Origin of the sequence: Kitasatospora sp. NPDC091276 (assembly GCF_040684355.1) — a bacterium.
Lineage (GTDB): Bacteria > Actinomycetota > Actinomycetes > Streptomycetales > Streptomycetaceae > Kitasatospora.
The window spans coordinates 207,433-226,583 of sequence record NZ_JBFBFU010000006.1 but is presented as its reverse complement, the minus strand read 5'-3'; the positions used below and the strand labels follow the sequence as shown (position 1 = coordinate 226,583).

General features: G+C 73.9%; 19 protein-coding genes and 1 pseudogene. 12 read left to right on the top strand and 8 right to left on the bottom strand.

Annotated elements, in window-relative coordinates:
- Positions 1 to 37: 37 nt before the first annotated feature.
- The 3 genes from AB0O19_RS10270 to AB0O19_RS10260 all read right to left on the bottom strand — a co-directional run bounded on the left by AB0O19_RS10270 (position 38) and on the right by AB0O19_RS10260 (position 3,701).
- Positions 38 to 493, bottom strand: coding sequence for a GNAT family N-acetyltransferase (locus AB0O19_RS10270; protein WP_363584142.1), 456 nt, complete (start codon positions 491 to 493; stop codon positions 38 to 40).
- Positions 494 to 630: 137 nt separating this feature from the next.
- Entirely contained in the window at positions 631 to 2,190 is a 1,560-nt protein-coding gene (locus AB0O19_RS10265) for a carboxylesterase family protein (protein ID WP_363618985.1), read from the bottom strand.
- Positions 2,191 to 2,510: 320 nt separating this feature from the next.
- Positions 2,511 to 3,701 carry an SAV2148 family HEPN domain-containing protein gene (locus AB0O19_RS10260; protein WP_350881759.1) on the bottom strand — a complete coding sequence of 397 codons (1,191 nt, stop codon included), beginning with the start codon at positions 3,699 to 3,701 and terminating at the stop codon, positions 2,511 to 2,513.
- Positions 3,702 to 4,240: 539 nt separating this feature from the next.
- Here AB0O19_RS10260 and glgX point away from each other — a divergent pair.
- The 3 genes from glgX (at position 4,241) to treZ (ending at position 10,807) form a co-directional block, all read left to right on the top strand.
- Positions 4,241 to 6,463: a glycogen debranching protein GlgX gene (gene glgX, locus AB0O19_RS10255; protein WP_363618984.1), complete on the top strand. Its 2,223-nt coding sequence runs from the start codon at positions 4,241 to 4,243 to the stop codon at positions 6,461 to 6,463.
- Between the two features lie 70 nt (positions 6,464 to 6,533).
- The gene (treY, locus tag AB0O19_RS10250; protein WP_363618983.1) at positions 6,534 to 9,059 is read left to right on the top strand and encodes a malto-oligosyltrehalose synthase; all 2,526 of its coding nucleotides are present in this window, start codon (positions 6,534 to 6,536) and stop codon (positions 9,057 to 9,059) included.
- A gap of 2 nt (positions 9,060 to 9,061) precedes the next feature.
- A complete protein-coding gene (treZ, locus tag AB0O19_RS10245; RefSeq protein WP_363618982.1) occupies positions 9,062 to 10,807 on the top strand; it encodes a malto-oligosyltrehalose trehalohydrolase in 1,746 nt (581 codons plus the stop codon).
- A 27-nt stretch (positions 10,808 to 10,834) separates the two neighbouring features.
- Here the strand turns inward: treZ and AB0O19_RS10240 are convergent, their stop codons facing one another.
- Together AB0O19_RS10240 and AB0O19_RS10235 are read right to left on the bottom strand one after the other, a co-directional pair.
- On the bottom strand, positions 10,835 to 11,728 hold the full coding sequence (locus tag AB0O19_RS10240) for a transketolase C-terminal domain-containing protein (protein WP_363618981.1): 894 nt from the start codon (positions 11,726 to 11,728) through the stop codon (positions 10,835 to 10,837).
- 121 nt (positions 11,729 to 11,849) lie between these two features.
- Positions 11,850 to 12,563: a transketolase gene (locus AB0O19_RS10235; protein WP_363584153.1), complete on the bottom strand. Its 714-nt coding sequence runs from the start codon at positions 12,561 to 12,563 to the stop codon at positions 11,850 to 11,852.
- A 57-nt stretch (positions 12,564 to 12,620) separates the two neighbouring features.
- On the opposite strand from AB0O19_RS10235, the gene soxR reads away from it, so the two are divergent.
- Together soxR and AB0O19_RS10225 are read left to right on the top strand one after the other, a co-directional pair.
- Positions 12,621 to 13,160, top strand: a complete 540-nt coding sequence (gene soxR / locus AB0O19_RS10230; RefSeq protein WP_363618980.1) for a redox-sensitive transcriptional activator SoxR — start codon at positions 12,621 to 12,623, stop codon at positions 13,158 to 13,160.
- Positions 13,161 to 13,283: 123 nt separating this feature from the next.
- The gene (locus AB0O19_RS10225; protein WP_363618979.1) at positions 13,284 to 14,207 is read left to right on the top strand and encodes an aminoglycoside phosphotransferase family protein; all 924 of its coding nucleotides are present in this window, start codon (positions 13,284 to 13,286) and stop codon (positions 14,205 to 14,207) included.
- Positions 14,208 to 14,220: 13 nt separating this feature from the next.
- Here AB0O19_RS10225 and AB0O19_RS10220 read toward each other — a convergent pair whose 3' ends face one another.
- Both AB0O19_RS10220 and AB0O19_RS10215 read right to left on the bottom strand, forming a co-directional pair.
- Positions 14,221 to 14,727: a GNAT family protein gene (locus AB0O19_RS10220; RefSeq protein ID WP_363584158.1), complete on the bottom strand. Its 507-nt coding sequence runs from the start codon at positions 14,725 to 14,727 to the stop codon at positions 14,221 to 14,223.
- A 66-nt stretch (positions 14,728 to 14,793) separates the two neighbouring features.
- Positions 14,794 to 15,432, bottom strand: a complete 639-nt coding sequence (locus AB0O19_RS10215) for an SUMF1/EgtB/PvdO family nonheme iron enzyme (protein ID WP_363618978.1) — start codon at positions 15,430 to 15,432, stop codon at positions 14,794 to 14,796.
- 76 nt (positions 15,433 to 15,508) lie between these two features.
- Here AB0O19_RS10215 and AB0O19_RS10210 point away from each other — a divergent pair, with 76 nt between their 5' ends.
- The 7 genes and pseudogenes from AB0O19_RS10210 to AB0O19_RS10180 all read left to right on the top strand — a co-directional run bounded on the left by AB0O19_RS10210 (position 15,509) and on the right by AB0O19_RS10180 (position 18,495).
- A complete protein-coding gene (locus AB0O19_RS10210; RefSeq protein WP_363618977.1) occupies positions 15,509 to 16,153 on the top strand; it encodes a CatB-related O-acetyltransferase in 645 nt (214 codons plus the stop codon).
- A 98-nt stretch (positions 16,154 to 16,251) separates the two neighbouring features.
- The gene (locus AB0O19_RS10205; protein ID WP_363618976.1) at positions 16,252 to 16,683 is read left to right on the top strand and encodes an SRPBCC family protein; all 432 of its coding nucleotides are present in this window, start codon (positions 16,252 to 16,254) and stop codon (positions 16,681 to 16,683) included.
- 79 nt (positions 16,684 to 16,762) lie between these two features.
- Positions 16,763 to 16,912, top strand: coding sequence for a Scr1 family TA system antitoxin-like transcriptional regulator (locus AB0O19_RS10200; RefSeq protein WP_363618975.1), 150 nt, complete (start codon positions 16,763 to 16,765; stop codon positions 16,910 to 16,912).
- On the top strand, positions 16,909 to 17,130 hold the full coding sequence (locus AB0O19_RS10195) for a DUF397 domain-containing protein (RefSeq protein WP_363618974.1): 222 nt from the start codon (positions 16,909 to 16,911) through the stop codon (positions 17,128 to 17,130). Before AB0O19_RS10200 ends, AB0O19_RS10195 begins: the two co-directional genes overlap by 4 nt.
- A gap of 125 nt (positions 17,131 to 17,255) precedes the next feature.
- Positions 17,256 to 17,537: a hypothetical protein gene (locus AB0O19_RS10190; protein ID WP_363618973.1), complete on the top strand. Its 282-nt coding sequence runs from the start codon at positions 17,256 to 17,258 to the stop codon at positions 17,535 to 17,537.
- Between the two features lie 90 nt (positions 17,538 to 17,627).
- Positions 17,628 to 17,702: pseudogene (locus AB0O19_RS10185) on the top strand (hypothetical protein); the annotation flags it as partial.
- A 28-nt stretch (positions 17,703 to 17,730) separates the two neighbouring features.
- Complete coding sequence (locus AB0O19_RS10180; protein ID WP_363618972.1) at positions 17,731 to 18,495, top strand: Scr1 family TA system antitoxin-like transcriptional regulator; 765 nt, start codon at positions 17,731 to 17,733, stop codon at positions 18,493 to 18,495.
- Between the two features lie 127 nt (positions 18,496 to 18,622).
- Here AB0O19_RS10180 and AB0O19_RS10175 read toward each other — a convergent pair whose 3' ends face one another.
- Positions 18,623 to 19,054: a hypothetical protein gene (locus AB0O19_RS10175; RefSeq protein ID WP_363618971.1), complete on the bottom strand. Its 432-nt coding sequence runs from the start codon at positions 19,052 to 19,054 to the stop codon at positions 18,623 to 18,625.
- Between the last annotated feature and the right edge of the window lie 97 nt (positions 19,055 to 19,151).

The window sequence follows — 19,151 nt, the reverse complement described above, 5'->3', positions numbered from 1 at the left end:
CCGGGCGCCACGCCCCGACCAGCGGGCCGGCCCCGGTTCAGGCGGCGGGCTCGCGGACCAGGTAGACGTCGATCGGGTCCTCGTGGTCGAGGACGAAGCCGTGGCGTTCGTAGAGGCTGCGGGCGGGGCTGCCCTGGAGGACGTCGAGGCGCACGGGCTCGCCGGCGGCGTCGGCCTGGGCGAGGAGGTGGCGCAGGACGGCGGTGCCGAGGCCGCGGCCCTGGTGGGCGGGGGCGAGGTAGAAGTGCTCGATCCAGCGGCCGCCCTGCTCGGCGGGGCGGACGGTGACGGAGCCGGCGAAGGCGCCGTCGACGAGGATGACGGAGCTGTGGCGGCTGGAGAAGCCCGCCCGCAGGCGCCGGCGGACCCGGTCGTCGTCGTAGCGGCCGAGGCGTTCGAGGTCGGCGCGCAGGACGACGGCCTTGAGTTCGGCGACGGGTTCGACGTCGGCGGCGGTGGCGGGGCGCAGGGTCCAGGCGGGAAGGCTGTTCACGGCTCGCAGTGTGGCAGCGGCCGCACCGGCCTGGCCAGCGGGTTTCAGGGGCCGGACGCCGGGGCGGGGCGCGCCGAGGGGGCCGGGCGGTGGCCCGGCCCCCTGCTCCGGCGGGAAGGCGGGAAGGCGGGAAGGCCTCAGCGGGTGCCGAGGTCCAGGGCGGGGAAGGAGTAGTCGTCCCAGAGGGCGCGTTCGTCGTCGTGCGGGGCGTACCGGACGCTGGGGTTCAGGTCCCAGATCCGGGTGGCCCGCGCGTCGGCGGTGTAGGACGGCCAGCCCGGGTCGCCCTGGCGGGCGAAGGAGGCCCAGGCGTCGGCCATCCGCTCGGACAGCCGGGTGAGTTCGGGCCGCTGGGCGGCGACGGTCTGCGCGCCGCGCGGAATCGCGCCGAGGTCCAGGCCGCCGAAGACGAAGGGCAGTTCCAGGGTGTGCATGGCGCCCAGGTTCTGGGCGGCGGGCAGGCCGGGGACGTAGGGCACGTGCCAGTCGAACTGGTAGACGTGGGTGGGCCGCCAGCGGGACTGGGCCTCGGCCAGGCGCAGGGTGGGGATCCGCTCGGTCTGGTCGGTGAGCATCGCGTTCACCACCCGGCCCTCGGTGGCCCCGGGGCGGTCGGCGGCGTACCGGTCGTACATCTGCTGTTTGCGGTCGGCGAGCACGGGGGGCAGGTTGCGGTAGGCGCTCAGCGGGAGGTCCGGCAGCGTGGGGTCGAACAGCGCCCAGTAGTCGGTCTCGTTCTCGGTGGTGCCGGTCATCACGTCGACGTCGCGGGCGCTGCCGGCGGCGATCCGTTCGACGACCGGGCCGGGCACCAGCGCCCCGTCGATGGAGGGGCCGAAGAAGACCGCGGAGGACAGTCCGGAGAGCCCGTGCTGGACCTGTTCCTGGAGTTCGAGGACCTGTTGGGTGCTCAGCCGGTCGAGGTCCGCGACGGTGTGGATGCCGCCGGTGGCGAAGACCTTTCCGGCGGTGGCCCGCGCGGCGGCCGCGGTGTGCACCAGGTAGCCGGGCCCGCTCTCGACGATGGCGCGCCGGAAGAGGCGCTCGGGGTGGTCGCCGGCCAGCAGGGCGCTGATCGAGATCGCGCCGGCCGACTGGCCGAAGACGGTGACGTTGCCCGGGTCGCCGCCGAAGGCGCCGATGTGCCGGCGCACCCAGGTCAGCGCGGCGCTCTCGTCGCGCAGCCCGTTGTTGCCCGAGCCGGCGTAGGACGGGTCGAGCGCGCCGAGTTCCGTCCAGCCCAGGATGCCGAGCCGGTAGTCCAGGTTCACCACGACTGCGTCGCCGCGCTCGGCCAGCAGGCCGCCGTCGAAGACGGGCTGGCCGGCGGCCCCGAGTTCGTCCGCGCCGCCGTGCAGGAAGACCATGACGGGTTTGCGGGCGCCGCCGTGGTGCGCCGACCACACGTTGAGGTACAGGCAGTCCTCGGTGCCGCCGCCGCCCGCGCTCAGGTCCTGCGGGCAGCCGGGGCGGGCCTGGGTGGCGCGCAGCGTTCCGGGCCAGGGTGCGGCGGGCTGCGGCGGGCGGAACCGGCGCCCGCCGGTGGGCGGCGCCGCGTACGGGACGCCCAGGTAGGCGCACCGGCCGTCCTGGGCCACCCCTTGCAGGCGGCCGGCGGAGGTCACCGTACGGCAGCCGCCCGCCTCCCGGGCCTCGGCGGGGACGGCCGGCAGCAGGCCCAGCAGGGCTGCCGCCACGCCGGCCAGCGCGAACGGCCAGCGCCGGCGGGCGGTTCGGCGGGCATTCCCCGGCAGCCTTCCGCCGGGCCCCGTCCCGAGCCCCGCCCCGGGCCCTTCGCGCAGCCTTCCGCGCGCCGCCCCCCGTCCTGTCCCGCGCTTTGTTCCGTACACCACGGCGCACTCCCCTCGACGTCGTCGCGTCGCTCGTGCGGCCGCGACCCCGCCTCCAGCTTGCGCGGCGCGGCCCGGGGGTGTCGCCGCCGCACGGATGGAGTTCCGGGTCTCCACCCGGGGGTGGAGAGAGGAATCCGATGGTCCGTCAGAAGTGGGGGGCGGGTTCAGGACACCGGCCGGGAGTCGCCCCAGGCGCCCTCGAACTCCTCGCGGTAGACCTCCAGCAGGCCCTGTTCGCTGCCGCCGGGCTGCTGGCCGGCGCCGCCGCGCAGCACCAGGGCCGGGGACTCCATGCCCCGGGCGCGGCGCAGGTAGGGCTGGATGACGCCGAGGTCGCGGCTCTGGCGGCGGCCGCCGACCTGGCCGGTCGGGCGGGGGCCCTCGACGAGGTAGGCGGTGAAGCGCGGGGTCTCGTCGAAGACCCGGATCTCGAAGCCGCCCTGGTCGCGCAGCCGGGCCCGCACCCGGCGCACGTGCATGATGTTCATCTCGATGGAGCGCGACAACTCGCCGCGTCCGAGGCCGAGTTCGCGTTCACGGCGGCGGACGGCGCTGCTCGCCGGGTTGAGGAAGAGCAGACGGACCCGGCAGCCGTCGCCGGCCAGGCGCACCAGCCGCTTGCCGGTGTAGTTCTGGCAGAGCATGCCGAGGCCGATGCCGAGCGCGTCCAGGCGCCGGGCGCCGTCCAGCAGGTCCTCGACGGGCAGGTCGCGCTGGAGGCGGACGCGGTCGGCGTGCACGGCGACGACGTCCGCGTACCGGCCGGCCACCAGCGACTCGACGACGTCGGCGGGCACGCCGCCGGCGCCGCCGTCGAGGACGGCGAGCAGGCGGGCGGCGGCGCGTTCGGTCTGGGCGAGGACGGTCTGGGTGAGCACCCGGTTGCGGGAGACCACGTGCCGGGCCACTTCCAGTTCGTCCAGGGCGAGTTCGATCTCGCGCCGGTCGGACAGGTAGGGCTCGAAGCAGGGCCAGTGCTGGACCATCAGCTCGCGCAGCTGGGGCAGGGTGAGGAAGACCAGCGGGTCGTCGTCCGCCGGGTCGAGCAGGTAGCCCTTGCGGCGGCTGACCTCGCGGACGGCGCCGGCCCGGTGCGCCCACTCCTCGCCGGCGGGGCCGGCTGCGGCGGTGACCCAGTCCTCGCCGTGGGCGGGGGCGTAGATGGGGTGCAGCACCTCGTCGACGAGGGAGCGCAGCCGCTGCTCGACGAGGTTGAGCCAGACGTAGGCGCGGCCGGACAGGCGGACCCGTTGGTAGGCGTCCTCCCATTCGGCGGCGGACCAGGCGAGGGCGGGGACCTCGACCGGGCCGCCCTGGGCGGGCACCAGGGGGCGGCCGGACAGGGTGGGGCGCATGACGACCGTGGGCGCCTCGCTGCGGGCGCCGCCCCGGTCGGGGCCGTCGGGCCCCGGGCCGCGGCCGCCGGCGGGGAACACCATGCGCCACCTCACCTGGTTTGCTGCTCTACGCTCCGCCCCTGCGCGGCTGATGGAGCGCCACCGGCCCGGGGACGGCCGGACGATCAAGGGTACTGCCCGCCGCGAGCGGTGTGCAGCCGGATGGCCCACGGGGCCCGGCACCACCACCAGGCCCACCCTTCACAGGCCCACGCCCGTCGCAGGCCCCGCTCATCGCAGGCCCGCCCGCCACAAGCCCGCCCACCACTGGCCCGCACTTATCACAGGAATGCCGACTGGACACCCGTTCGGGCGAACCGGCAGCACATGTCCCGGCCGCCGGGGGAAGGCTCGGGGAGTATGCGCACTGTGCCGTGCGTCACGGCGCGCGAGCGCCGCACATGCCCGGCCGCCCGGCCGGGAAGAGAGCGTCCGGGTCCGGGCACGTTATCGGACTACACGTCAGTTTCCGTTGAGTGCAAGGAAGTTGAGGACTCATGCAGGTCTGGCCCGGTAAGCCCTACCCCCTCGGCGCCACCTACGACGGGGTCGGCACCAACTTCGCGGTGTTCTCCGAGAGTGCCGACCGGATCGAGCTGTGCCTGATCGACGAGGACGGCTCGGAGACGGCCGTCGAACTGCGCGAGACGGACGCCTTCGTCCGGCACGCCTACCTCCCCGGCGTCCAGCCCGGCCAGCGCTACGGCTTCCGCGTCCACGGCCCGTACAACCCCGGCCTAGGCCAGCGCCACAACAGCGCCAAACTGCTGCTGGACCCGTACGCCAAGGCGATGAGCGGGCACATCGACTGGGACGAGGCCGTCTACGGCTACCACTTCGGCGCGCCCGAGCGCCGCAACGACCTCGACTCCGCCCCGCACACCATGCACTCGGTCGTGATCAACCCGTACTTCGACTGGGGCACCGACCACCCGCCGCGCACCGACTACCACCGCACCGTCATCTACGAGGCGCACGTCAAGGGCCTCACCCGGCTGCACCCCGGCATCCCCGAGGAGATCCGCGGCACCTACGCGGGCCTGGCCCACCCGGCGGTGATCGAGCACCTGGCCAAGCTCGGCGTCACCGCGATCGAGCTGATGCCGGTGCACCAGTTCGTCCGCGACCACCGGCTGCGCGACCTGGGCCTGACCAACTACTGGGGCTACAACACCATCGGCTTCTTCGCCCCGCACTCCTCCTACGCCTCCAGCGGCGACCGGGGCCAGCAGGTGCAGGAGTTCAAGTCGATGGTCAAGGCGCTGCACGCGGCCGGGATCGAGGTGATCCTGGACGTCGTCTACAACCACACCGCCGAGGGCAACCACCTCGGGCCGACGCTGTCCCTGCGCGGGCTGGACAACGTCTCCTACTACCGCCTCGCCCAGGACCAGCGGTTCTACGAGGACACCACCGGCACCGGCAACAGCCTGCTGATGCGCAGCCCGCACGTGCTCCAGCTGATCATGGACTCGCTGCGCTACTGGGTCACCGAGATGCACGTCGACGGCTTCCGCTTCGACCTCGCCGCCACCCTGGCCCGGCAGTTCCACGAGGTCGACCGGCTCTCCTCCTTCTTCGACCTCGTCCAGCAGGACCCGGTGGTCTCCCAGGCCAAGCTGATCGCCGAACCCTGGGACCTCGGCGAGGGCGGCTACCAGGTCGGAAACTTCCCGCCGCTGTGGACCGAGTGGAACGGCATGTACCGGGACACCGTGCGCGACCTGTGGCGCGGCGAGACCGCCGCCCTCGCCGAGTTCGGCTCCCGGCTCACCGGCTCCTCCGACCTCTACCAGGACGACGGCCGCCGCCCCATCGCCTCCATCAACTTCGTGACCTGCCACGACGGTTTCACCCTGCGCGACCTCGTCTCCTACAACGACAAGCACAACGAGGCCAACGGCGAGGACAACCGCGACGGCGAGTCCTTCAACCGCTCCTGGAACTGCGGCGTCGAGGGCCCCGGCACCGACCCGGCCGTCGAGGAGCTCAGAGCCCGCCAGCAGCGCAACTTCATCGCCACCCTGATGCTCTCCCAGGGCGTGCCGATGCTCTCCCACGGCGACGAACTCGGCCGCACCCAGCAGGGCAACAACAACGCCTACTGCCAGGACAACGAACTCACCTGGCTGCACTGGCCGGACGGCGACGGGCCCGAGGCGCGGCTGCTGGAGTTCACCCAGGGGATGATCTGGCTGCGCCGCGACCACCCGGTGTTCCGGCGGCGGCGCTTCTTCCACGGGCGGCCGGTCCCCGGGCGCCCCGGGCCGGGGACGCTCGCCGCCGGCGGCCGCCCCGCCGGCGGCCACCTCTCCGGCGGTCACCCCTCGGGCGGTCACGACTCGGGCGGCCACGACTCGGGCGGCCACGACGACCTCACCGACATCGCCTGGTTCACCCCCGGCGGGGAGGAGATGACCAAGCGCAACTGGGGCGCCAGCTACGCCAAGTCGCTGACCGTCTTCCTCAACGGCTACGCCATCTCCGAGCCGGACCGGCGCGGCGGGCGGATCGTCGACGACTCCTTCCTGCTGATGTTCAACGCGCACTTCGAGCCGCTGGAGTTCACCCTGCCCGCCGACCACGGGCAGGAGTGGCAGGTCGTGGTCGACACCGCGCAGGCCCGGCTGCCCGCCCCGGGCACGGGCGCGCGGGTCAAGGCCGGGGACGCGCTGTGGCTCACCGACCGCTCGCTGATGGTGCTCCAGCGGCCGGCCTGACACCCCGCGCTCACCTGTTCGGACCAGCAGCGGGTCTTGGCGGCGGGCTCCCCCGGGTACTCATGGACCTATGACCTCCGCCGCCGAGCCCGCACCGCCCCGCCCGGCCGCCACCTCCCCCTCATCCGCCACCGCTACCGCCCCCACGGCCAGCTACCGCCTCCAGCTGCAACCCGGCTTCACCCTCCACGACGCCGCCGCCGGCGTCCCCTACCTCGCCGCCCTCGGCGTCTCCCACCTGCACCTGTCCCCGCTGCTGGAGGCCGCCCCCGGCTCCACCCACGGCTACGACACCGTCGACCACGGCCGGGTCAGCGAGCAGCTCGGCGGCGAGGGCGCCCTGCGCGCGCTGGCCGACGCCGCCCACCGGCACGGCCTGCGGCTGCTCGTCGACGTGGTGCCCAACCACATGGCGGTGCCCGTCCCCGAGCGGCTCAACCAGCCGCTGTGGCAGGTGCTGCGCGACGGCCCCGACTCGCCGTACGCGCGCTGGTTCGACATCGACTGGGCGGCCCAGCCCGGCCCCGTCGACGCCCCCGCGCGCGGCCGGGTGCTGCTGCCGCTGCTCGGCGACCGGCTCGGCGCCGTGCTGGACCAGCTGGTGGTGGACGGCGAGGTGCTGCGCTACCACGACCACGAGCTGCCGCTGCGGCCCGGCACCTCGGGGCTGCCGCTGGACGAGCTGCTCGCCCGCCAGTGGTACCGGCTCGCCTGGTGGCGGCTGGCCCGCACCGAACTGAACTACCGGCGCTTCTTCACCGTCAACGAGCTGATCGCCGTCCGGGTCGAGGAGCCCGAGGTGTTCGCCGCCACCCACGCCACCCTGCTGCGGCTGCACGCCGACGGCGTCGTCGACGGCTTCCGGATCGACCACCCCGACGGGCTCGCCGACCCGCGCGGCTACCTGCGCCGCCTCGCCGGCGCCACCGGCGGGGCGTACACCGTCGTCGAGAAGATCCTCACCGGCGACGAGCGGCTGCCCGCGGACTGGCCGGTCGCCGGGACCACCGGCTACGACGCGCTGCGCCGCATCGACGGCGTGCTCACCGACCACGCGGGCGCCTGCCGGCTGACCGGGGCGTACGCGGCGTTCCTGACCGGCTCCGCGCCGGGCGGCGAACCCTGCGCCGACCCCCACCCGGCGGTCGCCGCCGCCCGGCGCGGGCGGGCCGACATGACCGCGCCGCACGGCGAGCTGGCCGCCGAGGTCGACCGGCTGGTGCGGATCGCGCTGCGGATCGGCGCCGCCGAGCCCGCGCACGCCGACCACGCGCCCTGGCGGCTGCGCGCGGCGCTGCGGCGGCTGTTCACCGGCTACCCGGCGTACCGGCCGTACGCCCGGCCCGGGGAGCCGGTGCCGCCGGCCTCGGCCGAGCAGATGCGCGCGGCGCTGGGCGGCTCGGCCGACCCGACGGACCGGCTGGTCGCCGCCCTGGCCCTCGGGGAGCTGGGGAGCGGGCCGCACAAGGACGAGTTCTGCGAGCGCTTCGCGCAGACCGCCGCCGCCGTCGCCGCCAAGGGCGTCGAGGACACCGCCTTCTACCGGTGGAACGCGCTGCCCGGCCTCAACGAGGTCGGCGGCGAGCCCGGCCGGCCGGGGCTGTCGCCGGCCCGGTTCCACGACTGGTGCCGCTACCTGGAGCGCGCCTGGCCGCACAGCATGACCGTGCTGTCCACCCACGACACCAAGCGCAGCGCCGACGCCCGCGCCCGGCTCGCCGTGCTCGCCGAGCGGCCCGAGGCCTGGGCCGCCGAGGCCGCCGCCTGGTCCACCGCAGCCGGGCCGGGCCCGGGCGCCGGCCCCGACGGCGAAGGCGACCACGACCACGACCACGACCACGACCACGACCACGGTGCCCGCGACGGCGACTGGCTGCTCTGGCACACCCTCGTCGCCGCCTGGCCGATCGACCCCGACCGGCTCGTCGCCGCCCTCCTCAAGGCCGCCCGCGAGGCCAAGCTGCACACCTCCTGGACCACCCCCGACACCCGCTTCGAGCAGGCGCTCACCGCGCGCGCCCGCGCCGTCCACACCAACCCCGGACTGCTGCCCCGGATCGAGGGCCTGGTGCACGCCCTCGCCCCCTACGCCCGCGCCAACACCCTCGCCGCCGCGCTCCTGCACCTCACCGTCCCGGGCGTGCCCGACCTCTACCAGGGCAGCGAGGAGCCGCTGTACACCCTCGTCGACCCGGACAACCGGGGCGTGGTGGACCTCGGCGCGCTCGCCGTCCGGCTCACCGACGCGGCCGCCCCTCGCCCCGGTGACCTCGCCCGCGAGAAGCTGCACCTCACCAGGGCGGCGCTGCACCTGCGGCGCGAGCGCCCGCTCGGGCCCTACCGGCCGCTGAGCGCCGCCGGCCCCGCCGCCGACCACCTGCTCGCCTTCGCCCGCGGCGCCGACGTGGTCACCGCCGTCACCCGGCTCCCGTACGGGCTGGAACGCGCCGGCGGCTGGCGCGGCACCGTGCTGGAGCTGCCCGAGGGCGGGCCCTGGACGGACCTGCTGACGCTGCGGACCCACCCGGCGGGCCCGGTGCCCGTCACGCGGCTGCTGGCGGACCGGCCGGTGGCCCTGCTGACGAGGAGGAGCTGAGCGTGCGGACCTACGAGGTGTGGGCGCCCCTGGCCACCGACCGCGTCGAGGTCGAGGTCGACGGCTCCGCCCATCCGCTGGCCCGGTGCCCGGAGCGCCCGGGCTGGTGGACCGGCGACGCTCCGGCCGGCGACTACGCCTTCCGCCTCGACGGCGGGCCGCCGCTGCCCGACCCGCGCTCCCCCTGGCAGCCGCACGGCCCCGACGGCCCCAGCCGCCCGGTCGACCACGCCGCGTTCCGCTGGTCGCAGACCGGCTGGCGCGGCCGCGCGTTGCCCGGCGCCGTGCTGTACGAGCTGCACATCGGCACCTTCACCCCCCGCGGCACCTTCGACTCCGCCGCCGAACACCTCGACCACCTCGTCGAGTTGGGCGTCGACTTCGTCGAACTGATGCCGGTCTGCCCGTTCCCCGGCCGGCACGGCTGGGGCTACGACGGGGTCTCGCCGTGGGCCGTGCACGAGCCGTACGGCGGGCCCGAGGGGCTGAAGCGCTTCGTCGACACCGCCCACCGCAAGGGCCTCGGCGTGGTGCTGGACGTCGTCCACAACCACCTCGGCCCCTCCGGCAATCACCTTCCCGCGTACGGCCCGTACTTCACCGACCGGCACCACACCCCGTGGGGGGCGGCGGTCAACCTGGACGCCCCCGGCTCCGACGAGGTGCGCCGCTACCTGACCGGCAGCGCGCTCGGCTGGCTGCGCGACTACCGGATCGACGGCCTGCGGCTGGACGCCGTACACGCCCTCGCGGACGACCGGGCCGTCCACTTCCTGGAGGAACTGTCCCACGAGGTCGAGAAGTTGGCCGTCGCGACCAACCGCCCGCTGTTCCTGATCGCCGAATCCGACCTCAACACCCCGCACACCACCGCCCCGCGCGCGGCCGGCGGCCAGGGCCTCACCGCGCAGTGGAGCGACGACTTCCACCACGCCCTGCACTGCGCGCTCACCGGCGAATCCCAGGGCTACTACGGCGACTTCGCCCGCCGCCCGCTCGCCGCCCTCAGCAAGACGCTCACCCGCGGCTTCTTCCACGACGGCACCTGGTCCGGCTTCCGCGGCCGCGGCCACGGCCGCCCCTTCCCCCCGGACGGCGGACACCGGCTGCTCGGCTACCTCCAGACCCACGACCAGATCGGCAACCGGGCCCTCGGGGACCGCATCTCCACCTGCCTCACCGCCGGCCGGCTCGCCTGCGGCGCCGCGCTGGTGCTCACCTCGCCGTTCACCCCGATGCTGTTCATGGGCGAGGAGTGGGGCGCGGCCACCCCCTGGCAGTACTTCACCGACCACACCGACCCGCAGCTCGCCGAGGCCGTCCGGCAGGGCCGGCGCCGGGAGTTCACCGACCACGGCTGGGCCGCCGAGTCCGTCCCCGACCCGCAGGAGCCCGCCACCGTCCTGCGCTCCGTCCTCGACTGGACCGAGCCCCGGCGCGCCCCGCACGCCGAACTCCTCACCTGGCACCGGACGTTGATCCGGCTGCGCCGCGACCGGCCGGAGCTGTCCGACCCCGACCTCGGCGCGGTGCGGGTGGCGTACAACGAAGCGGCGCGCTGGCTGGTGGTGCACCGGGGGCCGTACCGGATCGCCGTCAACCTCGGCCCCACCGAGGCCGCCCTGCCACTGGACGGGACCGGGCGCGAACTGGTCGCGGCCTTCGGGGCGGCGGCGCTGGACGGGACGGCGGTACGGCTGGGGGCGGACGCGGTGGCGGTGGTCGCGGTGGCGACCGTCGCGCGCTGACCCACCCCGCGCGTCACCACAGGAACGTCACCACAGGAAGGTGCCGATCCGCTCCCGCAGCGAGGCCGCGTCCAAGCCGTAGGCGGTCAGGTGCTCCGGGATCGAGCCGTAGTGCCGGTGCTCCTCACGCGGCACGCCCAGGCCCAGCACCCGGTGCGGGCGGTCGGCCAGCGCGGCGTGCGCCTCGTTCGCCGAGGTGCCCGCCAGGTACGGCTCCACCAGCACCACGTCCGCCCGCTCCCCCGCCGCCGCCCGCAGCCCGGCCGCGTCGAAGGGGCGCACCGTCGCCGCGTACAGCACGGTGGCGTCCAGGCCCTCGGTGGCCGCGAGCACCGCGTCCAGCATCGGCCCGACCGCGAGGACCACCCCGCGCGAGCCCTGCCGCACGGTGGTGAACCGGCCCGCCTCGACTGGCAGGGCCTGCGCGTTCCGGTGCTCCGAGAGGCGGACGTAGACGTTGCGGTCGCCGTCCGCGACGGCGTGGCGCAGCAGCTGCTCGGCCTCGTCCGGGTGGCCCGGCACGTGGACCGTCCAGTCCGGCAGAGTGTCCAGCAGGGCGACGTCGCCCGGAGACATGTGGGTGCGGCCCCCGGCCGGCCAGTCGTAGGAGCCGGCCGCGCTCACCAGGACGGCGCCGACGCCCTGGTGGACGAGGTCCAACTTGACCTGCTCGAAGGGACGTTCGACGAGGAAGCTGGCGAAGGTGTGGGCGATCGGGCGCATCCCGGTCAACGCCAGGCCGCCGGCCGCGCCGATCAGCAGTTGCTCGCGGATGCCGACGTTGACCACCCGGTCCGGGTGACGCTGCTGGGCCGGGGCGAAGGCGGCCGCACTGATGTCGGCGAGCACCACGGCCAGCCGGGGGTCCTCGTCCAGCAGGCGGCTGGTGACGTCGATGAAGCGGTCGCGCATGGTGTCCATCGGTGAAGTGCCTTTCGGTTCATGCTGGTTGGCGCTTGCGTGGGGGTTGGCGCTTGCGTGGGGGTCCTCGGGCTCGGGAGCCCTCGGGCTCAGGAGTCCTCGGGCTCAGGAGTCCTTGGGCTCAGGAGTCCTTGGGCTCGACCCGGGCGACCACCACGTGCGGGCGGCCCGGGTGCTCGGCGGTGTAGGCGCGGTACAGCGCCTCGTGGTCGCGGCCGTCCACCGTCACGGCGGACCAGCCCTCGGCCGCGAACCGGGCCGCGATCCCGCCGTGCCAGCCGTGCGTGGCCGAGGAGTTGTCGATCACCACCACGTGCAGCCGCTCCAGCCCGTACGCACCGGCGAAGGCCACCGCCTCGTGGTTGGAGCCCTCGTCGAACTCGGCGTCGCCGACCAGCACCCACACCGCCGGGTCGGTCAGGCCCTGCGCCCGCAGCCCGAGCGCCGTGCCGACGCCCAGCGGCAGGCCGTGCCCGAGCGAGCCGGAGGCGATCTCCACCCCGGGGACGAGCATCCGGTCCGGGTGGTGGCCGAGCGGAGAGTCGTAGCCGCCGAAGCTCGGCAGCACCCCGGGGTCGATGAAGCCCTTGGCCGCGAGCACCGCGTAGTACGCCATCGGGCCGTGGCCCTTGGAGAGCAGGAAGCGGTCCCGGTCCTGCGCCTCGACCCGCTCCGGACTCACCCGCAGGACCCGGTCGTACAGCACCCAGAGCGCGTCCAGGGTGGAGGTGGCGGCCGGGCCGTGCTTCTCGTCGCCGGTCATCAGACCCATCAGCGCCGACAGGTCCTCGAAACGGGCGGTTTCCGCGAGGTCCGCGGTTGCGTTCGTCGTCATGACCACGATGGTGCAACTTAAAGTCGACTTGAGGTCAAGCGGCTAGAGTGGGTGCCCATGACCGCGACCCCGGACCACGGCCGATCACCCGGCCCGCACCGCGACGACCTGCTCACCATCGGCCAGCTCGGCCGCCGCAGCGGCCTCGCCGCCTCCGCCCTGCGCTACTACGAGAGCCTCGGCCTCATCCACGCCACCCGCACCGCCGGCGGCCAGCGCCGCTACCCCCGCGGCACGCTGCGCCGGATCGCCTTCGTCCGCGCCGCCCAGCGCGTCGGCCTCTCCCTCGACGAGGCCCGCGTCGCCCTCGACCGGCTCCCCGAGCGCCCCGCCCCCAGCGGCGCCGAGTGGGACCGGGTCGCCGAATCCTGGCAGAGCCGCATCGACGAGCAGATCGCCGAACTCCAGCGTCTCAAGGCCAAGCTGACCGGCTGCATCGGCTGCGGCTGCCTCTCCCTCTCCCGCTGCTCCCTCTACAACGCCGCCGACCGCGCCGCCGACACCGGCCCCGGCGCCCGCTACCTCCTCACCCGCGACCCGGCCGGCGGCCCGGAACCCCTCTCCCCCACCGCCACCGACGTCTGCGGGCCCCAGTGAACCGCTCCGGCGCGGGGCGCGGGCCGCTTCCCGCTCCCGGCCCGTCCCGGGCGCCGGAGCCGGCCGGCCCCGACCGCTGAAAAGCCTTTGCCGCGGCGACGCCGGTCCGCCTACCGTGCGCCCATGCTGCCGGTGGTGGAGACGGAAGAACAGTGGGACGCGATCGTGCGCGACGAGACGGTGATGCGCCCCGGAGCCGAGGCGCTCTGCGCCGAACTCGGCCTCGCCGGGCTGCCGTTGGCGCGCTTCACGGAAGGGTCCGTCCCGGTCTACGCGGTGGGCGACGCGCACGTCCTCAAGCTGTTCCCCACCGCCAGCGCCGAGGACGGCGTCACCGAGGAGCGCGTCCTCACCCGCCTCCAGGGCGCCCTGCCGATCCCCACCCCCGACGTACGGGCCGCCGGCGCCCACGTCAACGGCTGGCGCTACGTGCTGATGTCACGACTGTCCGGCGAGGGCCTGGCCCCCGCCTGGCCGCGGATCCCGCAGGCCGACCGGGAGCGGATCGCCCACGACTGCGGCCGGGCGCTGGCCGCCCTGCACACCCTCGACCCCGGACCGCTCACCGACACCCTCGGCCCCGGCGACTGGGGCGCCTTCCTGGACCGGCAGCGGGCCGGGGCGGTGGCCCGCCAGCGCGAACGCGGCCTGCCCGAGGCCTGGCTGGAGCAGATCCCGGGCTTCCTGGCCGCCGCGCCGCTGCCCCGGGCGCCGCAACGCGCCCTGCTGCACACCGAGTTCATGCGCGAGCACCTGCTCGTCGACCCGGCCGACGGCTGGCGCCTCACCGGCCTGCTCGACTTCGAACCCGCCATGGTCGGCGACCCGGCCTACGACCTCGTCGCCGTCGGCCTGTTCACCACCCGCGCCGACCCCCGCCTGCTCGGCCGCCTCCTGGCCGGTTACGGGCGCGGCTTCGAGCCGCGCCTGCTGATGGCGTACACGCTGCTCCACGTGTACAGCCACCTTCCTTGGTACCTGAGGGAGTTGAATCCCTCCGCGCGGACGCTGGACGCCCTCGCGGAGGAGTGGTTCGGGGCCGCCTGACGGGTCTTGCGGATCAGGGCCGGGGGTCGGTGCGCAGCAGGCTGTAGAGGACCATGTCCCGCCATTGGCCGTCCCGGAAGCCCCTGCTGCGCTGGACGCCCTCGCGGACGAAGCCGCACTTCTCCAGCGCGCGCTGCTCGGCGAGGTTGGCGTCCTCGGTGTCCGCCTCCAGCCGCATCACCGGGGTGTGGGCGAACAGGTAGTCCACCAGCAGCCGTTGGGCCTGCGTGCCGATGCCCCGGCCGCGCGCCTCCGGGCGGAGCACGATGCCGACGTTCCAGTACGGCGCCACGTCCACCTGGCCCACCTGCCGCCAGGCGACGAACCCGGCGAACTCGTCCCCGGACAGCACCGCGAGCATCGACTGCTCGGGTGCCAGCAGGCCGTGCTCCGCCCAGCGGCGCCGGAACCGCCCGGGGTCGCGCCACCCGTACCACTGGAACGGGCCCACCGCCTGGGGGTCGTTCAGCAGTACTTCGAGCGGGTCGAGGTCGGCTTGGCCGATCGGTCTGAGGGACACCGGTGCATCGTTCATGCAGACCCCAACGGTCCGTGACCTGGCCCGGGTTCCCCGCGGCGCGCGCCTTCAGGCGGTGATCGACCGGGCGAGCCGGAAGCCGACGTCGTCGATCCGCAGGGTGGGGTGGCTGCGGCGGCGGACGGAGGCGCGGCAGCTCCAGTGCTCGTCGAACCAGCCGCCGCCGCGCAGCACCCGGTAGCCGCCGTACACCTCGGCGTCGTACACATCCCAGCACCACTCCCACACGTTGCCGAGCAGGTCGTACAGGCCGAAGCCGTTGGGGCGCAGACCGCCCACCTGGTGCGGGCGCGCGCCCGAGGTGCCGCGGTGCCAGGCGATCTCGTCGAGCGGCCCGTAGCGGGGGCCGTCCGTCCCGGCGCGGCAGGCGTGCTCCCATTCGGCCTCGGTGGGCAGCCGGTAGCCGTCGGCGGCGCGGTCCCAGGTGACGGACTCGCCGTCCTGGTGGTACGCGGGGGTGAGGCCGTGGCGCCGGGACAGTTCGTTGCAGTAGTGGACGGCGTCGTACCAGGAGACGCTGTCTGCGGGGAGCCGGTCGCCGGCCCCGGCGCCGTACTGCTCGCGGGTGACCGGACAGGCCGCCAGCTCGTAGGGGGCGAGCTCGACGCTCCAACTCCGTTGCGTGCGACGGTCCGACAGCGTGACGCGGCCGGACGGAACGGTGATCATGCCGGTGCTCGCGTCCATGATCCGCGATCCTAGACGGTGGGATGATCGATGTCCCTCCCACGCTTCACCCCTGACGAGCCGGAGTCGTGTCGCCATGAGTTCCGTTCCGCCCGATCCCTCGACGCTGCACCCGATGGCCGGACAGCCGCGCGTGGTGCTCCTCAAGCCACTGGTGACGTCCCCGCTGATCGACGTCGGCGACTACTCCTACTACGACGACCCGGACGACGCGACCGCCTTCGAGACGCGCAACGTGCTCTACCACTACGGCCCGGAGCGGCTGGTGATCGGGAAGTTCTGCGCGCTGGGTACGGGGGTCCGGTTCCTCATGAACGGGGCGAACCACCGCATGGACGGCCCCTCGACCTTCCCGTTCCCCATCATGGGCGGAAGCTGGGCCGAGCACTTCGACCTGATCACCGGCCTCGCCGGCCGGGGGGACACGGTGGTCGGCAACGACGTCTGGATCGGCTACGGCGCCATGGTGATGCCCGGGGTGCGCATCGGCCACGGCGCGATCGTCGCCTCCGGCGCCGTCGTCGTCGACGACGTCCCCGACTACGGGATCGTCGGCGGCAACCCGGCCAAGCTCATCCGCACCCGCTACAGCGGGCCGGACATCGCCCGCCTGCTCGCCCTCGCCTGGTGGGACTGGCCGACCGAGCACCTCACCCGGCACCTGCGCACCGTCATGTCCGGCACCGTCGACGACCTCGAAGCGGCCGCGCCGGGCAGGTGACGCCCCGGAGCCGACCGCCAGGCCCCCTGGCGCCTGCCGCGCGGCGGCCCGAGGATGGTGCCCGTCCGTACGGAGGCACGCGAAAGGCGGCAACGACGATGGCAGGCACGAAGGTCAGCACGGTGGTGGAGGCTCCGGCCGAGCGGGTGTGGGAGCTGCTCGGGGACTTCCACAACCTCGGCGGCTGGCACCCGAACCTGCCGGCCAGCAGCCTCGGCAACGAGCTGACGGGCAACGCGATCGGGTCGGTCCGGGTGTTCGAGATCGACGGCGTGGCACTGCACGAGACGCTGCTCGCCTACGACGAGGAGGCCCGCAGCTACACCTACAGCTTCCCCGAAGGGGCATTCGAGCTGTACGGCTACCGGGCGACGCTGCGGGTCACCCCGGTCACCGCGCTCGACGCCAGCTTCGTCGAGTGGGGCGCCACGTACGACGTCGACGCCGAGCACCGCAAGGACTCCGCCGACCGCCTCCACGGGGTGTTCGCGGCCGGCCTGGCGGCACTGCGCGAGCGCTTCGCCGCCTGACGGCGGCGGGCGGCCCTCCCGTACGACGGACCGCACTCCCGTACGGCGGGCCGCCTACCGCCCCATCGCCACGTAGAGCGTGACTGGCGACCAGCCCGGCAGCGACTGGGTTGAGGGCCCGGACCAAGTCGACGTCTGTCGAGCGGCGTTCGACGAGATCACGGCAACCGCCTTGTCTCCGGACCAGTCGCTCAACCTCATCACACAGAGGAGAGACACGCTCAAGTGACCCACTTCCCTGTCGCCTCCGCACTCCCCGTGCAGTGGAAGAAGTCAAGCGCCAGCAACCCGAACGACAACTGCGTCGAAGTAGCCGACGGCGTCACCGGCATCGTCCCGGTCCGCGACAGCAAGGACCCCCACGGCCCGGCCCTCGGCTTCGGCCCCGAGGCCCGGCGGGCATTCGTCGCGGGCGTTCGGTCCAACGGCTTCCCGACAGCTCTCTAACCTCCGCTGTCCTGGGCGGCCCCGCGCCGAGCACGGGGCCGCCCCCCCGGCTTGACGGCCGCACCCGGTCCACGTCACCGCGCTAAGTGCAGGGACTCGCAACCGACTTCACGGAAGGGGCAGTCATGGCACTACGTTTCACCGGGATCGACCCGGACACCCCCAACGGCGGATCTCCGACGGTGTGGCTCGAAGACGAGAAAGCGGAGATCGTCGTCCAGGGATGGCTCCCGGACGCGGACACCCTCCGCACCATCGGCGAGACCGAGTGGGTACCTGATCGCCCCATCGGCGTCCCCGACCATGAGGGCGTCGTCCGTATCCCCGTCCGGATGATCCCGGCCTTGCGGAAGGTGTGCGATGACGCAGAACGTGCCGGACTTTGGCGCACTGCTGAGGAGCGCTGAGCGTTCGGCGGTCCACCTGGAGATGCGGGACTCCTATGGTTCACCGGCGACGGCGACTGGGCCGGCCACCACTTCAACGAGGACCCGGCCACGGTGAAGATGGTCTCCGCCTCCTTCGAGGCGGTTTGGGAGCGCGCTGTCCCGCACGCGCAGTACACCGTCTGAATCACCACCGGCACCGGGTAGTTCGCACATGTCGTCGTCCCCGTCCTCCAGCGTTGTCGAGGCCCGCAAGGCGCTCGACAACCGGCTGATCGAGATCCGCAGGGACGCCGGGCTGACTGGCGACGAGTTGTCTGCCCGGTGCGGGTGGCATCCTGCCAAGACCAGCCGGATCCAGAGTGGCAAGTCCGCTCCGTCCGAGGACGATCTCCGCGCCTGGTGCGCTGCCTGCAATGCCGAGAACCAGATCCCCGACCTCATCGCCACGGCCCGCGCCGTCGAGTCGATGTACACCGAGTGGCGTCGCATGGAGCCCACCGGGTTGCGGGCCGCACAGGAGTCCGTCGCCGCGCTCTACCAGCGCACCAGGCTCTTCCGCGTGTACGCAAGCCGGGTCATTCCCGGCATGGCACAAACGCCCGAGTACACGGCTGCCGTACTGCGCTCGATCCAACGCGATCGTGTCCCCATCGATGACGTCGAGGAGGCCGTGGAGGCGCGACTGAAGCGTCAACGCATGCTGTTCTCCGGCCGCCACCGGTTCGGGCTGTTGGTCGAGGAATACGTTCTCCACACCGCCGTGTGCAGTAGCGAGACCATGTCGGCTCAGCTCGGCCATCTGGTCACCGCCGCCTCCACCCCGACGGATCATGGGCGGTACTGGAGAGTCGGAACGACGGCACCGCGCACGCCTTCCAGGGCGGCCCGCGCGCCTCTGGTCCGGAGCTGGAGGCCGCAGCCTCGACATGGCTGTCCAACGGGCGCCCAGGGCTGGAACGTTACGGGCTCACGGTGACCCCGGAGACGAACACGGTCTGGCTGGACGACCCCGGCAACACCGTCGGCACTCTCGGCGAGTGATCACCACCCCGGCCCTCGGACCTCCGTTCGGCAGTCCCTGGCCACGAAGCCGTCCACCCCGTCTAGCGGAGCATCACGTACCCCCAGCAGAGCAGCGACAGCGCCCCCATGGCCCGGCCGAGCGCGACCGCCACCCGGCCGCACTCGGCGCCGCGCGCCCGCTGGAAGGCGGCGATCAGCGCGGTGATCGCGGCGGCCGGCAGGAGCAGCGCGAACAGGAGCCAGGCCCAACCACCGAACGTCGCCACCATCAAGGCGCACAGGATCGCCAGCGGCACCCACACGGCCGCGACGGTGAACCCGGCAGCCGCACAGGCGACCCGGAACGGGTTCCGCCGGCGGTAGAAGACCGGCACGGCGCACACGGCGGCGCTGAGCAGCCCGACCAGCTGCGGGACGTACGGCCAGGTGGCGCCGAGCGCCACCACCAGCGTCAGCGGCAGTAGGAAAACGGCTGCCGCCAACGCGGCCAGCAGGCGCGCGCTTGTCGGCACCACCACCATGACTCCCCCTAGCAGCAAACCTGAACGCGTTCAAATGTAGCGCCCCCGGCCGCGCGCCCGTCAACCGGGGCCTACGCGGGCCACCGAC

Excerpts from the sequence above, each read along its gene's own strand:
- AB0O19_RS10260 (WP_350881759.1), bottom strand. The coding sequence starts at position 3,701 with ATGCGCCCCACCCTGTCCGGCCGCCCCCTGGTGCCCGCCCAGGGCGGC.
- glgX (WP_363618984.1), top strand. The coding sequence starts at position 4,241 with ATGCAGGTCTGGCCCGGTAAGCCCTACCCCCTCGGCGCCACCTACGAC.
- treY (WP_363618983.1), top strand. The coding sequence starts at position 6,534 with ATGACCTCCGCCGCCGAGCCCGCACCGCCCCGCCCGGCCGCCACCTCC.
- AB0O19_RS10240 (WP_363618981.1), bottom strand. The coding sequence starts at position 11,728 with ATGGACACCATGCGCGACCGCTTCATCGACGTCACCAGCCGCCTGCTG.
- AB0O19_RS10235 (WP_363584153.1), bottom strand. The coding sequence starts at position 12,563 with ATGACGACGAACGCAACCGCGGACCTCGCGGAAACCGCCCGTTTCGAG.
- soxR (WP_363618980.1), top strand. The coding sequence starts at position 12,621 with ATGACCGCGACCCCGGACCACGGCCGATCACCCGGCCCGCACCGCGAC.
- AB0O19_RS10225 (WP_363618979.1), top strand. The coding sequence starts at position 13,284 with ATGCTGCCGGTGGTGGAGACGGAAGAACAGTGGGACGCGATCGTGCGC.
- AB0O19_RS10215 (WP_363618978.1), bottom strand. The coding sequence starts at position 15,432 with ATGGACGCGAGCACCGGCATGATCACCGTTCCGTCCGGCCGCGTCACG.
- AB0O19_RS10210 (WP_363618977.1), top strand. The coding sequence starts at position 15,509 with ATGAGTTCCGTTCCGCCCGATCCCTCGACGCTGCACCCGATGGCCGGA.
- AB0O19_RS10205 (WP_363618976.1), top strand. The coding sequence starts at position 16,252 with ATGGCAGGCACGAAGGTCAGCACGGTGGTGGAGGCTCCGGCCGAGCGG.
- AB0O19_RS10190 (WP_363618973.1), top strand. The coding sequence starts at position 17,256 with ATGGCACTACGTTTCACCGGGATCGACCCGGACACCCCCAACGGCGGA.
- AB0O19_RS10180 (WP_363618972.1), top strand. The coding sequence starts at position 17,731 with ATGTCGTCGTCCCCGTCCTCCAGCGTTGTCGAGGCCCGCAAGGCGCTC.